The organism is Alloprevotella rava, assembly GCF_014195585.1.
Lineage (GTDB): Bacteria > Bacteroidota > Bacteroidia > Bacteroidales > Bacteroidaceae > Alloprevotella > Alloprevotella rava.
In genome coordinates this window covers 108479-124286 of the sequence record NZ_JACICA010000002.1, presented here as the reverse complement: position 1 = coordinate 124286, position 15808 = coordinate 108479, and the positions used below count along the sequence as shown (strand labels likewise).

Annotated in this window: 11 protein-coding genes; 3 read left to right on the top strand and 8 right to left on the bottom strand. The window is 48.9% G+C overall.

What is annotated here, in order from left to right:
• Positions 1-12: 12 nt before the first annotated feature.
• The 7 genes from FHS60_RS02485 to pnp all read right to left on the bottom strand — a co-directional run bounded on the left by FHS60_RS02485 (position 13) and on the right by pnp (position 10410).
• Positions 13-3402: a DUF2723 domain-containing protein gene (locus FHS60_RS02485; RefSeq protein WP_183694534.1), complete on the bottom strand. Its 3390-nt coding sequence runs from the start codon at positions 3400-3402 to the stop codon at positions 13-15.
• A gap of 178 nt (positions 3403-3580) precedes the next feature.
• Complete coding sequence (locus tag FHS60_RS02480; RefSeq protein ID WP_183694531.1) at positions 3581-4219, bottom strand: metal ABC transporter ATP-binding protein; 639 nt, start codon at positions 4217-4219, stop codon at positions 3581-3583.
• Positions 4194-5066 (bottom strand): metal ABC transporter solute-binding protein, Zn/Mn family, encoded by an 873-nt coding sequence (locus FHS60_RS02475; protein ID WP_183694528.1) that lies wholly within the window; start codon positions 5064-5066, stop codon positions 4194-4196. The genes FHS60_RS02480 and FHS60_RS02475 overlap by 26 nt, the downstream gene beginning before the upstream one ends.
• Positions 5067-5070: 4 nt before the next feature.
• Positions 5071-5523, bottom strand: coding sequence for a YqaA family protein (locus FHS60_RS02470; RefSeq protein WP_009347657.1), 453 nt, complete (start codon positions 5521-5523; stop codon positions 5071-5073).
• 13 nt (positions 5524-5536) lie between these two features.
• Positions 5537-6502, bottom strand: a complete 966-nt coding sequence (locus FHS60_RS02465; RefSeq protein WP_183694524.1) for a hypothetical protein — start codon at positions 6500-6502, stop codon at positions 5537-5539.
• 109 nt (positions 6503-6611) lie between these two features.
• Complete coding sequence (gene purD, locus FHS60_RS02460) at positions 6612-7880, bottom strand: phosphoribosylamine--glycine ligase (RefSeq protein WP_183694521.1); 1269 nt, start codon at positions 7878-7880, stop codon at positions 6612-6614.
• Positions 7881-8121: 241 nt separating this feature from the next.
• Positions 8122-10410: a polyribonucleotide nucleotidyltransferase gene (pnp, locus tag FHS60_RS02455; RefSeq protein ID WP_183694518.1), complete on the bottom strand. Its 2289-nt coding sequence runs from the start codon at positions 10408-10410 to the stop codon at positions 8122-8124.
• Positions 10411-11160: 750 nt separating this feature from the next.
• Between pnp and FHS60_RS02450 the strand changes: the two genes are divergently transcribed.
• The 3 genes from FHS60_RS02450 (at position 11161) to FHS60_RS02440 (ending at position 15278) form a co-directional block, all read left to right on the top strand.
• Positions 11161-12393, top strand: a complete 1233-nt coding sequence (locus tag FHS60_RS02450) for a nucleoside recognition domain-containing protein (RefSeq protein WP_183694515.1) — start codon at positions 11161-11163, stop codon at positions 12391-12393.
• A 112-nt stretch (positions 12394-12505) separates the two neighbouring features.
• The gene (locus FHS60_RS02445) at positions 12506-13984 is read left to right on the top strand and encodes an oligosaccharide flippase family protein (protein ID WP_183694512.1); all 1479 of its coding nucleotides are present in this window, start codon (positions 12506-12508) and stop codon (positions 13982-13984) included.
• 13 nt (positions 13985-13997) lie between these two features.
• Positions 13998-15278, top strand: a complete 1281-nt coding sequence (locus FHS60_RS02440; protein ID WP_183695114.1) for a M16 family metallopeptidase — start codon at positions 13998-14000, stop codon at positions 15276-15278.
• Here the strand turns inward: FHS60_RS02440 and FHS60_RS02435 are convergent.
• The gene (locus FHS60_RS02435) at positions 15259-15798 is read right to left on the bottom strand and encodes an NUDIX hydrolase (RefSeq protein ID WP_183694509.1); all 540 of its coding nucleotides are present in this window, start codon (positions 15796-15798) and stop codon (positions 15259-15261) included. The two genes, FHS60_RS02440 and FHS60_RS02435, sit on opposite strands and share 20 nt — an antisense overlap.
• Positions 15799-15808: the final 10 nt, after the last annotated feature.

Genomic DNA, 15808 nt, shown 5'->3' with positions numbered 1-15808 from the left:
ATGAGTATGGGGTTAATCTGCGAGATTATAGCTATTCTCGTCTGCATCAGCCTCCGATTGTGGAGCTTCCTGCTGTTGCATCATTTTCATCACACCTTGTGAACCGATGCTACCTGCCGTGGTGCGGCTCAGTGCATTGACGCGGTTGTTCCACAGGGCGAAGTCCTTGTCCTTCATATCCTGAAGGAGGGCTACGCAGCGGTAGAGGTAGAGGAAGGTCTTTGTGCAACTGTTGGCATAGGCATACGCTGTTTCCTGCGGCAGCGTGTTGGCCCAATTGAGATACTGCCAGTTTTGGCGCGCCACCTCTTTTGCCACTCTTGCTGCATTGGCCTTATCGCCAGCACGGAACCAGAGCGTAGCAAGATCAACATCCGCATATTCGTAAGGCACGGTGGCTTGTGGCAACACTTTCTCGCACATGCGCAGAGCGGCGAGCGCCTTGTCTTTCTTGCCTTCGTTGAGCAATCGTTCTATGAGAATTGAGAACATACGGCGGTGGGTCTGTGCCATGCGCAGGTTGGTCTCGTCGAGATAGATTGTCGGCATGGCTACGTTGCCATATTTGAAGCGCGTCATGAGGTTGGTGTACATCTTGTCCGTATCAATGCGGCTTTGGCCGAGCTTGAACGGTGTGAGACGATAAGCCAAACCCTCGAGGCAGAAGTAGTCCTGCAAGCCGGCATAATTCTCAGTACCAAGCGTTACACTCATATAGATGGGTCGCTTCCAGTCGTTGCGCGCCAACATTTCGTAGATCATCACTTGCTTGCGGTACATTCCTCTGCCGGCCCATTTCAGCGAAAGGCTGATGTGGTCGGGGATTTCCATACCTGCAGGTACGGTGATGCCCTGATTGATAATGTTCTGCTTGTTCACTTTCACCACAACAGAGTCGGTAGGGAAGATCTGCTTCGTGCGGACATAGTTGTCCATGATATAAGTGAGCTCGTAGGGATCTGGACCATTGGGGTTGGCCTTCTTGAAGGCGTCGAGCTCGGCCTTGCGATCCACGATGGGGAAGAATCCATGCTTGCCGTCGTCCACATATTCGGCACGCTTCCACGCAATGGGGAGCGATGGAGAATTGTAGGCAGGGCGCACCATCTGGTCGGTGTACCATTCCGTCTGTAGATACTCCAAGTTGCAAACACGGGCATCCGTACGCTTACCTTCGGTCTCTTGATTGTACCAGAGGGGGAAGGTATCGTTATCACCATTCGAGAAGATGATCGGGTTGGCAGGTGTTCCGTCGGCCAACTTCTCGGGCATAGTGTCGAGATAGTTCAAACCGAAGTCGCGACAAGCATAACGACCAGAACGGTCGTGGTCGTCCCACGTCTGACTCACCATTTGGAGCGGTACGAGTACACAAAGCACAGAGGCGATAGCAGCTGGCAGTACGCCAAACTCTTCCGTGGCTTTCTTTCTTGCCTTTAACGCACGGCCCAAGAGATCGGCCAAAGCAGCCACGCCCATACCAATCCAGATGGCAAAGGCATAGAACGAACCAGCATAGGCATAGTCGCGCTCACGAGGTTGCATCGGTGTCTGGTTCAGATAGAGCACAATGGCAAGACCTGTCATGAAGAAGAGGAAGAATACCACCCAGAATTGCTTCACGCCCTTGTCGCCGCGGAAAGCTTGCCAGAAAAGGCCGAGCAAGCCGAGGAGGAGTGGCAACATATAGAACACGTTGTGAGCCTTATCCTGCTGCAATTCGTTGGGCAGCTCTTTCTGGTTGCCATACATGGCATTGTCGATGAATGGGATACCAGTTAGCCAGTTGCCGTGTTCCTTCTCGCCATTGCTTTGAAAGCCGTTCTGACGACCCGCAAAGTTCCACATGAAGTAGCGCCAGTACATGAAGTTGATCTGATAGGACATGAAGAAATTCAGGTTGTCCCACTGCGAGGGCATTTGGCCATACTGGAAGTCGCCACCAGAGGTGGTGTAGTTGACATCACGGAGATGGAGATTTCCACCCATCCAATCATTGTAAGCCTGCGCATGTACGCTGGAATACATACGAGGGAAGAGCATCTTCATACCCGACGGATATTGCAGAGATTCCAGACTCTCAACATCTTCATAAGTGTCGGCTTCGTCAGCTTGCGTCTTTTCTTTGCGGTGATGTTCTATTGTGTTGTTATAAATGGCGTGTCCGCTGGCATCGAAATCGGGTTGAGAAGTGAAAGCTTGGCCGAAGAAAAGCGGAGCTTGTTCGTATTGGTCACGACTCAGATAGCTACCCAGCGAGAAGATGTCCTCGGGGGAGTTCTGATCCATTGGCGGATTGGCCTCGGAGCGAATCACGATGACAGCATAAGAACTGTAGCCAATCATCAGCATGAGCATACAGAGGAGGCTCGTGTTGAGAATTCGCTTGCGCAGCAGCATCTTTCCGTCCTTGCGCTTCATGTTGAGCAAGAAGTAGAGCGTACTCAGCAGTATGATACCGATGAGCACGGACATGAAACCTTTTCCGAAGAACGGAATACCGAGCATTCCGACACTGGCAAGGTAGAGTCCGTTGGTGAGGGTGCGGTTGGTCTTTGTGGTGCTCCAAATGGCCGTTAAGACAACTGCGATGAGAGCAAGGATGTAGACCACCATACCTGTGTTGAACGGCATTCCGAGCATGTTGACAAAGAACAGCTCAAACCAGCCGCCCACCTTCACAATGCCCGGAACAACGCCATAGAGCACGGCGGCTACCAGTAGGAAGCCTACGAGCAGAGCCACCAAAGAGCCTTTTGTCTGGGCTTGCGGATGGCGCTTGTAGTAGTAAACCAAAGCGATGGCGGGGAGGCAGAGAAGGTTGAGCAAGTGAACGCCAATGCTCAATCCGGTAAGATAGAAAATCAGTACAATCCAGCGGTCGCTGTGTGGCTCGTCGGCGTGGTCTTCCCACTTAAGGATGAGCCAGAACACCAAGGCGGTGAACATGGAGGAGTAGGCGTAAACCTCACCTTCCTCGGCTGAAAACCAGAATGTGTCGCTCCAAGTGTAGGCCAAAGCGCCCACAACGCCCGAACCCATAATGGTGATGATTTGTCCCCAAGTGGTGACCGTTCCGTCCTTGCAGATGAGCATCCGCGTGAGGTGGGTGATGGTCCAGAAGAGGAACAAAATACACAAGGCAGAAAGGAGCGCCGACATGATATTGACGCAAAAAGCCGCCTTGGCAGGGTCGCCTGTGAATTGGGTAAAGAAGTTACCCGTTAACATAAAGAATGGTGCACCGGGCGGGTGACCTACTTCCAGTTTTGTTGCCGTGGAGATAAACTCAGGACAATCCCAGAAGCTCGCCGAAGGTTCTACTGTCATGCAGTAGGTAAAGGCGGCGATAGCAAAAACAATCCAACCGATGATGTTGTTGGTAATTTTGTACTGCTTCATTGATGTGTTTGAATATATTATGATAGTTTTTGATTTGCAATCTAATACAATTTACAAAAGTAGAAAGATTTTTCGGCATTCCAATAAGGAAGTCGGGATTATTGAGCCGACAGCCTTATTGCGTGAGCGGTTTGGGCGAAAGGAGGTGAGGGACTTTGAGGGTAAAAATAAGGGCGCTTTACACTATCTCGCGAACGGAACGGAGCTGACCGTCTTTAACTTCCCACATAATGGTGTTGCTAACTGTGGCATCGTGGCTAACAAGGAGCACAGCACTGCGACTGTTTTCTTCGCGCAAGAGATTGTAGAGAAAATCCTTTCCTTCGAGGTCGAGATGCGTGTCGGGCTCGTCGAGGAGAAGGAGATCGGGCTGCGAAACAATGGCACGCCCCAGCAAAACGCGCTGCCACTGCCCGCCACTAAGGCCTTTGATGGGTCGCTCCTTCAGCTGGCTGATTTGTAGGCGTTCGAGCACACGGTCGACTTGTTCTTCTTGTTGACGCGAAAAGCTTGCAAAGAGGCGTTTGCGGTTTTGCAGTCCGCTCAGCACTACCTCGCCCACAGTGATAGGAAAGTCGCGATCGATACCTCTATACTGTGGTAGATAGCCCAGCGTGAGTCCTGGTCGGCAAACGATACTTCCTGCAGTAGGGGGCAATAGTCCTGCAATGATTTGCAGCAATGTGGTCTTACCTCCACCATTGGGACCTGTCAGAACGATGAAGTCGCGCTCCGATATGGATGCGCTGACATGGTCGAGAATGGTATTCCGCCCGTAAGTAAGGCAGAGGTTATCGAACTTGAGTAGTTCCTTCATTTTTCAAAGCCTTTGAAATAGTGGAAAGTTCCGCAGGCCAGTCGTAGCCGAGCGGATTGATGATACTTACTTTTGCACCCAATTGTTCCGCTATGCGGCGGGCGGATTTCCCGCTATATTCCTTTTCTATGAATACCACTCTAACGTTTTCGGCCTTACACGTTGTGATGAGTTGTTGCATGCGCGCGGCGGAAGATTCTTTGCCGTCTTGCTCCACAGCCAGTTGGCGCAGACCATAATCGCGAGCAAAATAGCCGAGAGCTGGGTGATAGATGAGGAAAGTGCGGTGACTCACATCTTTGAGCTCTGCACGAATCACGGCATCAATACTGTCGACGCTTGCATCGAAACGTTTGAGGTTGTCTGTGTATGTTTTGGCATTGGCGGAGTCGGCTTCACACAATGCGTCGCAAATGTTGCTGGCCAGAATGCGGGCGTTGTTCGTAGACATCCATACATGTGGGTCGGCCGAGTTGGAAGTGTTGCCGCCATGATGTGCCGCCAAGAGATTGACGCCCTTCATGAGCGGAACGATTTTCAGTTCGGGGGCTGTTTCTGCCATTTTGCCCAATTGGGTTTGTTCGAAGCCCAGCGTGCCCACCGCAAAGAAGAGCTGACTCTGACTGAGTTCTACCATCTGGTGGGGCGTGGGTTCGTAAGTTTCAGGGCTTCCTCCTGTTGGCATGAGTGTAGTGATCTTATAGCGATCGCCTGCAATCTGTTCTGTGAAGTAGCGCAGCGGTTCGATACTGACGGCAATGCGCGGACGGGTGTCCGTCAATTCGCCAGCACAACCTGTGAGGAGGACGCTGATGATAAGGAGGAGGACAAAACGAGTTTTTTTCATTTCTTTATAGTGCTTTGTAGGCGGAGATAAGTATGGCATAACGGGCAAATTTCCCTACGGCAATGTTGAACACAGAGTAGAGAAGATTGGTGCGGAGGTAGCCCATGGCCACTGTGATGACACTTCCCAAGAGAGGAATCCATGCTAAGAGTCCCGCCCAAGAGCCGTATTTGCGTACTTTCCGTTTTCCTCGTTCTAACTTTTCGGGGGAAACCTTCGTCCATTGCTGTATCCATTCTTCTTTTCCTAAAGAACCGATACCATAGTTGAAGAGTGCGCCAAGAACATTTCCCAGCGTTCCCCAAATGAGAAGCCCAGTTGCGGGAGTACCTGCTGTGAGCAGACCAACCATCACAACTTCGGAGCTGAACGGGAGGAAACTTCCTGCCAGAAAGGCCGCAAGGAACATTCCGAGAGCACCATTTTCGATGAGGAGTTGTTGGAGGGATTCGAGCATAGTGTGAGTTTGTTTATAGAGGGAGTAGGTCTTTCAACCAACTCTCCAAAGGGAGTAATCCTGAATTATAACAATAGAGTGCGATGGTGATGAGTAACCAAAAGATGAACCAGATGTTCATGAGCACTCGCCCTTTTGCAAGGGTGAAATAGTGAGCAATGAGTGGAGAACTATTGACGAGCAGAAGAGGGAAGAGATAATGGAAGAAACAAGGGTAAGCCACCATTCCGCCGATAATAGCCAGCTCTTGTATGATAAATATGTAGAAACACATCCTTACACGAATCTTGTCATTGAAGTTCGTGCGATAGTAGTGGATGAGTCCTAACAAAACGAGCATCAGTATAAAACCGAAGTTGATGTACTGCCACAGAGGAATGCTCTTGTAGTCGGGAGTTTGATATTCAAAGTAGGGGAGGAGATAGAGAAAAGCCGTATCGAGCTGGTTCTTCCACACAGCCCAGCCGGCAAGAAACCAATAGGGGATAATAAGTCCGAAAATGCCCGCTAAGAATGTGCGCCAAGTGAGCGAACGCAACTGAACAGCCATTTCGAGGTAGAAAAGAATGGGAAGTAAAAGCATCGGTGGGAAAACAAGGCTTCCGAGACCGAGGAAGAAGAAGGTGTGGAAGATGATGCCTTCTGGACGCGACTGTTGATAGGAGTTAAAGAAAAGAAGATAGGAAACGAGTAAGCAATAGGCAGGCACTATTTGCCAACTGAGCGGATGTGTGAATGTGCAAGCAAGGGAGAGTGCCAAAAAGGAGCAACTCACCATGCGAGAGCGAATGCGTAGCAGTTGGTTGCGATTGTTGAGCTCCATCAGCAAATAAGCCATGAGGAGTGTCGAGGCCAAACCTCCGACACTCCAAATAGTTATGGGGTCGACTACAAACCAGAGAACGCTGGCGATGACGACCATGATGGGCAACGTGAGCGGCCCAGTGACTACTTTGTTTCTGAAACTTCTGTCAATCATTCTTATGAATAAAGTCGCGAGAGAGCTATTGGGAAACTACCCAAAGAGCCTAACAGCGCGAAGAAGCGTGCGGAGCAGCAACATTTTGCGCCGATTTCTCTGTACCTACTTACAGTACATCTTTTCCGATGTCGCGACGGAAGTATTTACCTTCGTATTGGATTTGTTCTGCCCCCTTCATGCTTTGAGCAAGGGCTTCTTGCTGCGTCTTACCATAAGAGCTGACGGCAATGACGCGCCCACCATCCGTAACGAGTTGCTCATTCTTGATGGTTGTTCCAGCGTGGAACACAACGCTTCCCTCAACGTCGGCTCCCGTAATGGGGAATCCTTTCTTATAATCGCCGGGATAGCCACCACTGACAAGCATGACGCAGACTGCCGCGCGTTCGTCAAATTCCACTTTGCGCTGATCGAGGTTGCCCTCGGCCACACCTTCAAAGAGGTCTACTATGTCGCTCTTCAAGCGAAGCATAACGCTTTCTGTTTCGGGGTCGCCCATGCGGCAGTTGTATTCGATAACTTTTGGCTGACCATCGCAGTTGATGAGGCCAAAAAAAATGAAACCCTTATAGTCGATGCCTTCTTCTGCAAGACCGTCCACTGTTGGGCGTATAATTTCTTTTTCTACTTTCTGCATCCATTCGCGAGTGGCAAAAGGAACGGGAGTGACACTCCCCATACCGCCTGTGTTTAGTCCTGTGTCGCCTTCGCCAATGCGTTTGTAGTCCTTGGCTTCGGGGAGCAACTGATAGTTCTTACCGTCGGTCAGAACAAAAACACTACATTCAACGCCACTCAGAAACTCTTCGATAACCACTCGGCTACTGGCGTTGCCAAACATTCCGCCGAGCATTTCGCGGAGTTCTTTCTTGGCTTCTTCCAGCGTTGGGACAATCAGAACGCCTTTTCCTGCTGCAAGCCCGTCGGCTTTAAGGACGTAAGGTGCTGAGAGTGTCTCTAAGAAGCGGCAACCTTCTTCCACGTGTTCGCCATCGAAGGTAGCGTAAGCAGCCGTGGGGATATTGTGGCGTTTCATGAAGCCCTTGGCAAAATCCTTAGAGCCTTCCAGTTGAGCACCCACCTTGGAAGGACCGATAATCTTCACTTTGCGGAGCAAACTATGGTTTTGGAAATAATCTGTAATACCTTTAACGAGCGGTACTTCTGGCCCAACGATCACCATGTCAATTTCGTAGTTGATAACAAAGTCTGCCACCTCATCGAAGTCGGTTGGCGTCAGCTCCACATTTTCTCCAACGGTAGCCGTTCCAGCATTGCCAGGACCGATGTAGAGTTTTTCGACTTTTGGACTTTGTGCTATTTTCCACGCTAAAGCATGTTCGCGTCCGCCGCTCCCTAAAAGCAAGAGTTTCATAACGTTGATGTTTATAGAGGTTTGAGAAGCAAAATTACGCCAATATCCCTGCATAACAAAAGTTTTATACTTTTTTGTGTCGCAGGGAGCAGAGCTTGAACAGGTTGGAAATGTCAGATTAGCCCAACTGATAGGAAGAAAACTCAAGAGAGAAAGCGATCAACAAAAATTCCCCGCTGGTGGTTATACCTGCGGGGAATTCCAAAGTGCCTATGGCTATTTTATCATATAAATTTTCTGATTAGAAGTCGAAGCTGCTGCCTTCCGGCTTTTGCTGCTCTTCGCCAAAGTTGCGACGCTCGTGGTGGTCACGGAAACCGCCTTCGCGGCGCGGACGACGTTCGCCGTGGTTGTCACCCTCGCGGCGTGGACGACGCTGTGGGCGATCTTCCCAACCTTCGGGCTTCTCTTCGAGCACACGATGAGAGAGGCGGAACTTGCCTGTCTTCGGATCAACTTCGAGGAGCTTCACTTGGATTGTGTCGCCTTCTTTGATGCCAGCTTCCTCAACTGTTTCGAGGCGCTTCCAAGCAATCTCAGAGATGTGGAGCAGACCTTCCTTGCCCGGCATGAATGCTACGAAGCAGCCGTAAGGCATGATACTAATAACTTTTGCATCGTAAACTTCGCCCACTTCGGGAACAGCAACAATGGCTTTGATCTTACCAACTGCTGCGTCGATACTTTCCTTGTTGGGAGCGCTAACCTGTACGACACCACCTCTCTCGTCTTCGTCGATAGTGATAGTAGCACCAGTTTCTTCCTGCATACCCTGGATAATTTTACCGCCCGGGCCAATGACAGCTCCAATAAATTCTCTGGGAATAGTGAACTGTACGATGCGAGGAACTTGCGGCTTGAAGTCTTCGCGAGGAGCGGGGAGCGTTTGAAGCATCTCGCCCAGGATATGTTCGCGACCCTGTTTGGCTTGTTCGAGCGCCTTTTCGAGAATCTCGTAGCTCAGACCATCGCACTTGATGTCCATCTGCGTTGCAGTCAGACCGTTTACAGTACCTGTAGTCTTGAAGTCCATATCACCCAAGTGGTCCTCATCGCCGAGGATGTCGGAGAGAACTGCATATTTCTCTTCGCCCGGATTCTTGATAAGGCCCATGGCAATACCGCTAACGGGGCTGTTGAGAGGTACACCAGCGTCCATCAAAGACAATGTACCAGCGCAAACAGTTGCCATAGAGCTAGATCCGTTTGATTCGAGGATATCGCTCACAATGCGCACAGTGTAGGGGAAGTCCTCAGGGATTTGTCCCTTAATACCGCGCCATGCCAAGTGGCCGTGACCGATTTCGCGACGGCCTACGCCGCGCTGAGCCTTAGCCTCGCCAGTGGAGAAAGGAGGGAAGTTGTAGTGGAGCAGGAAACGCTGGTAGCTCTTGTCGAGCACATCGTCCACCATTTTCTCGTCGAGCTTCGTGCCGAGAGTAGTAGTGGCGAGAGCTTGCGTTTCACCGCGGGTGAAGATGGCAGAGCCGTGAGGAGCGGGGAGCGGATTTACTTCGCACCAGATGGGGCGAATCTCCGTTGTCTTACGTCCGTCGAGGCGCTTGCCTTCGTCGAGAATGCAACGGCGCATTGCGTCGCGTTCTACGTCGTTATAGTATCTGTCGATGAGCGTATTCTTTTCTTCGAGTTCGTCAGCTGTCAGTTCAGCATGTGCTTCAGCATATTTCTCTTTGAAGTTCTCACGGAGAGCATCAAAGGCATCCATGCGGTCGTGCTTAGGCAGAGCCTTACCGATGATGTCGTAAGCGGGCTGATAAAGTTCGTTGCGAATTTCTTGACGCAACTCTTCATCATTCACTTCGTGGCAGTATTCGCGCTTCACGTCAGTGCCGAGTTCCTTCATCAGTTCTTTCTGGAGGCGGCACATGGGTTTGATGGCTTCGTGGGCAGCCTTGAGGGCAGCGAGGAGTGCGCTTTCGGGCACTTCTTTCATTTCGCCTTCCACCATCATGATGTTGTCTTCCGTAGCACCCACCATCAAGTCCATGTCGGCCTGCTTGAGTTGTTCGAAAGTGGGGTTGATGACGAACTCGCCATTGATGCGAGCCACGCGGCATTCAGAGATAGGGCCATCGAATGGAATATCGCTGGCAGCCAAAGCAGCTGAAGCAGCAAAACCGGCCAATGCATCGGGCATATCTACACCGTCAGCAGAGAAAAGGATGATGTTAACATAAACCTCAGCGTGGTAGTTGCTGGGGAAGAGAGGACGGAGGGCGCGATCGACAAGGCGACTTGTCAGAATCTCATAGTCGCCAGCACGACCCTCGCGCTTTGTGAAGCCTCCGGGGAAGCGGCCAGCAGCAGAATACTTCTCTTTGTAGTCACACTGCAAGGGCATGAAGTCAGTACCAGGAACAGCGTCTTTTGCGGCGGTGACGGTGGCCAGCAGCATCGTATTGTTCATACGGAGCATGACAGCACCATCGGCTTGCTTAGCAAGCTTACCAGTCTCAATGCTGATGGTGCGTCCATCAGGCAGTTCGACGGTTTTTGTAATTACGTTCATCGTTATAAAATAGATCTATTAAAAATATATTTTCGTCTTAAAATCGTGCAAAGATAATAGTTTCTTTCAGAACTAATTGTTTTTTAGGCCTTTTTAATCGTAATCCTTTCTTTGAAAAGGAAAAACGGACGCGCTTCTCGATAAAAGATCCTACTGTATGCTCTTCTTTCAACACCTACTATAAAAAGTTGTATTTTGTTGTCACGTTGTCACAGATGCGGAAAACGTGCTGATAACGAAGTGCTTAACTGTGTGACAACGCTTTCTGACCTTGATTTTGTTGTCACCTTGTTGTCACGCTTGTAATCTGTTCTTATTTAGAGAGTTACTGGCAGTGTGTGACAACGTGACGACGTGACAACAAAAAAATAACACTGGAGAGAAGAGCATATACTTCCTCTTCCTTTTTTTCTTAATGGTGTGTTCAACTACAATAAGCGCGTCGGCTGACGCAATAAGGATATGAGCCGACATCCTTATTGTGTTTGGAAATGCAATAAGGATATTTACGCTCTTCCTTATATATTTAAATCTTCTTTTCTGAAGCTTCAGTGAGATTTAATGTGATAATTATCAATGTCTTGAGGGTGAAATGAACCTTCTGAGGATTTTTTGAGAAAACTTTTGGGAGAGGGTTTGCTTTGTGGGTAAGTTCTGTTTTTATGAGGCTTACCTAAAGAAGAGGGGCATGATGTTTTCAGAAAGTCGCTTGTATTTTTGTATCTTTGCAGCCATTAGCACATTTTTTAGATGGTACTGAATTATATCTGGATTGCATTTTTCCTCATTGCCTTCGTGATTGCCGTTGTGAGACTTATTTTCTTCGGCGATGTCGAAGTGTTTCCCAATATCATGAACTCCACTTTTGAAACGGCGAAACAGGGATTCGAGATTTCGTTGGGATTAACGGGGGTGCTCTCCCTTTGGATGGGCGTTATGAAGATTGGCGAGAAAGGTGGAGTTGTCAATGTGTTGGCGCGCTTTCTGAGTCCGCTCTTTACACGCCTTTTTCCCGATATTCCCAAGAATCACCCTGTTTACGGCAATATCTTTATGAACATTGCTGCCAATATGCTCGGTCTCGACAATGCGGCAACGCCACTCGGACTGAAAGCTATGGAGGGAATGCAGGAGCTGAACGCAAAGAAAGACACGGCAACCAATCCGATGATTATGTTCCTTGTGCTGAACACGAGTGGGTTGACGCTGATTCCTGTTAGCATCATGACTTATCGTTTCCAATGTGGGGCAGCTCAACCAACGGATATTTTTGTGCCGATACTGATTGCTACTTTCATTGCTACAATTGCGGGTATCATCATCACCGCCCTCTACCAGCACATCAATCTGCTAAACCGCACCATTCTGCTCACGCTCGGCGGGGCTATCGCCTTGATTGCAGCTTTGATAGGCGTGTTTATGCAAATGGAGCCAGAGCAGATGAACGCTATTAGTGGTACTGCCGCCAATGTGTTGCTGTTTAGCGTTATCATTACTTTCATAGTGGCCGGAATGAGAAAACGCATCAATGTTTACGATGCTTTCATTGAAGGGGCAAAGGAGGGATTCTCCACCGCCGTGCGCATCATTCCCTATCTTATTGCCATCCTTGTAGCCATCGGAGTTTTTCGTGCTTCGGGCGCTATGGATTGGCTCATTGGTGGCATTCGCTGGTGTGTGGAAGTGACCGGCGTGAATGCCGACTGGGTGGGCGCGTTGCCCACAGCCATCATGAAACCTCTTTCTGGTTCTGGCGCACGCGGCATGATGGTCGATGCGATGAATACCTATGGTGCCGATTCCTTTATCGGGCGCTTGAGTTGTATTTTCCAAGGTTCAACAGACACTACGTTCTACATCTTGGCCGTTTACTTTGGTAGTATCGGTGTGAGTCGGACGCGCCATGCCGTAGCCTGCGGATTGTTGGCCGACTTAGCAGGCGTGGTTGCTGCCATAGGTGTTTGCTATCTTTTCTTTGGATAAAAAACATGAGCTTTGGCTTTTAAGCATATAAAAACATCGATGAAATCGATAAAAACATACATAGCCTTACAAGATATTCTTAAAGATTGTAGGGCACTAAAAAATAGATAAAATGGCTAACTTAAAGTCTTTAGCAAAAGATACTGTAATCTATGGTATGAGCAGTATTCTCGGAAGATTCCTCAACTATCTGCTCGTGCCGCTCTACACAGTGAAAATAACAGTAGCATCGGGTGGGTATGGTGTCGTTACAAACATCTATGCTTACACAGCCCTGCTCTTGGTTATCTTGACCTTTGGCATGGAAACTACCTTCTTTCGCTATGTTAATAAGGAAGATGAAAATCCTACGCGTGTCTATTCCACTACGCTCATCGCCGTGGCGTTGGTGAGTTTGCTGTTTGTGGCACTTGTGTTTGGCTTTTTAACTCCCATTTCATCTGCGTTGGGGTATGCTTCAACGCCACAGTATGTTTGGGTAATGGCAGTCTGTGTGGCGATTGATGCTTTTCAGTGCATACCCTTTGCTTACCTGCGCTATAAGCGCCGCCCGCTTAAGTTTGCTGTACTAAAGTTGCTCTTTATCTTCTTGAATATCGCGCTCAACTTAGTTTACTTCCTCGTTATTCCCACGCTTTATACAGGGCCTGATTGTGCAGTGGCTCCGCTGCTGGCAGAAGGCGGCGTGGTGGATGTGAGCTATGTGTTCTATATCAACCTGCTTTGCACGGGAAGTATTACGTTCTGTTTCTGGAAAGAATTGACAGGCTTCCGCTGGACACTGGATCGCCCCTTGCTCAAACGTATGTTGAGTTATTCTTGGCCCATACTTGTTTTGGGCGTTGCAGGTATCTTGAACCAAACAGCCGATAAGATTCTCTATCCGATGATTCGCAGCGGACAGCAGGGGCACGTTGAGTTGGGTATATATGGTGCAGCCGTGAAAATTGCTATGATTATGGCGATGATTACCCAAGCTTTCCGCTATGCCTATGAGCCTTTTGTGTTTGGCAAAAGTCGAGATAAAGACAATCGTGAGACATACGCCAAGGCGATGAAGTATTTCATCATCTTCACGCTTTTAGCCTTCCTCATCGTGATGGGCTATATGGACATCTTGCGCCATATCATCGGTCGGGGCTATTGGGAAGGACTTCGCGTAGTGCCTATTGTTATGGCAGCAGAAATCATGATGGGTATCTACTTCAACTTGAGTTTTTGGTACAAACTCACCGATCGTACCATTTGGGGCGCAGTCTTTTCGGGTGTAGGTTGTCTGGTTCTCATCACCGTTAATGTTCTTTTCATTCCGCAGTATCACTACATGGCTTGTGCCTGGGCAGGTTTTGCCGGTTACGGAACAGCGATGCTCCTGAGCTATTTTGTAGGGCAGAAATACTATCCCATCAACTATCCCTTGAAGAGCATCTTTGTCTACGTTGCTATCACGGCTCTTTTCTTCTTTATAATGCAGCAGGAGCCAGAAACGTGGAATGTCTGGGTACGTATGGGTATCAACACCGCACTTATTCTCGCTTTCATCGGGCATTTCATCTATTGGGATTTACCCAAGAAAAGCCACAATGCATAATGCAGTGCGGAAGATGGAGGCAGCTTTTGCTCCAGTCAATAAGAAACTAAAAATAATGCATCAAACACATACTCTCTCCAACGGTCTACGAATCATTCATGAGCCTTCTCGTTCAGAAGTGCTCTATTGTGGCTACGTTGTCTGTGCAGGCACGCGCCACGAAGAGGAGAATGATTCAGGAATGGCCCATTTTATCGAACATTTGACCTTTAAAGGTACGACTCATCGCAAGGCGTGGCAAATCACCAACGGACTAGAGCGTGTGGGTGGCGACTTGAACGCATACACGACCAAACAAGAAACGGTTTATTATGCCACGATTCTGCGCCAAGACTTTCGGCGCGCTGCTGATTTGCTCACAGATATAGTTTTTAATAGTACTTTTCCGCAGCATGAAATAGATAAAGAAGTAGAGGTTATCTGCGATGAAATCGATAGTTATCAGGATAGCCCTTCTGAACTTATCTTTGATGAGTTTGAGAGTCTCATTTTTCCCAATCATCCTTTAGGGCGTGATATTTTGGGGGTGAAAGAACGACTTCACGAATATCGTACTGCGGACGCTCTACTTTTTACGCATCACTATTATCGACCTAATAACTGTGTGTTCTTTGTTTATGGTAATGTGGATTTCAATCGCATTGTGCGCACGCTCGAAAAACTCACGGAAGGTATTGGTTCTGCCGAAGCAGAAAGTGTTCCGCGTTTGCAGCAGACTACGGCGACGATTGAAAAGCCTCGAGAAGCCGTTACCATATTTCGTCACCACGACACTCATCAAGCACACGTCCTGATAGGTAGCAGAACTTTTGGTGGGCGTGATCCGCGCCGTTACGGACTTTTTCTTTTGAACAATATCTTAGGTGGCCCTGGTATGAACTCGCGCTTTAATTTGAGTTTGCGCGAACACGCAGGGCTGGTTTATTCCGTTGATTCCTACTTGGCAACCTATCCCGACGATGGTTTGTGGGAGGTTTATTTTGGTTGTGATGTGGCGGACATAGAGCGCTGTCGCCGACTTGTCAATAAAGAACTTCGCAGAATGGTGGAGAAGCCTTTAACACAGAATCAGCTCAACGCCGCTCTCAAGCAAGTGATTGGGCAGATAGGTATCTCGGATGACCACTTAGAACAACATGCCATCGGACTCGGAAAAACCTTTGCTCATTATGGTCGACATAAAGATAGTCGGCAAGTGGTTGAACATCTTCGCGAACTTACACCGCAGCAGCTTCAAGAGATTGCGGCAGAGGTATATGATGTGAACCGTCTTACTACGTTGGTGTATAACTGATTTTGCTTTCCAATAGTTTTTGAACGCCTGCCGCAATAGACGCTAAGCCAAAGTCGCTGGGGCGTATGTCGACCAATGGAAGCCAAAAAAGAGCGGCGGCATCATCGCACGCAAGAAGTGCCGTTTCATCGAGTAATCGGCATAAAAAGAAAAGATCTGTGGTGTGTACAATGAAATCGGAATAAACGTATTCGTTAGGTAAAGAAAATAAGAACTTTTCCACCACGGCCTTTCCGCCCGTTTCTTCTTCCACTTCACGCACAATTCCCTCCTCCGCAGTTTCTCCCGCATCCACAAAACCTCCTGGAAGATCGAGAGTTCCTGCTGCTGGATTGAAGGCGCGACGAGTGACAAGAAGTTCGTTGCGCGAATTGAGGATAACAGCAACAGTGGCCGCTGCTGCATTGTGGTAGAAAGTGAAGCCACAGTCTGTGCACCGCTTCGACTTGAAATCGTTCACTTCGAAGCGTGCAGAGCCGCAACAAGGACAAAAAAGAAACTTAGCAAGAGGGTGTATCATATAAAAAAGA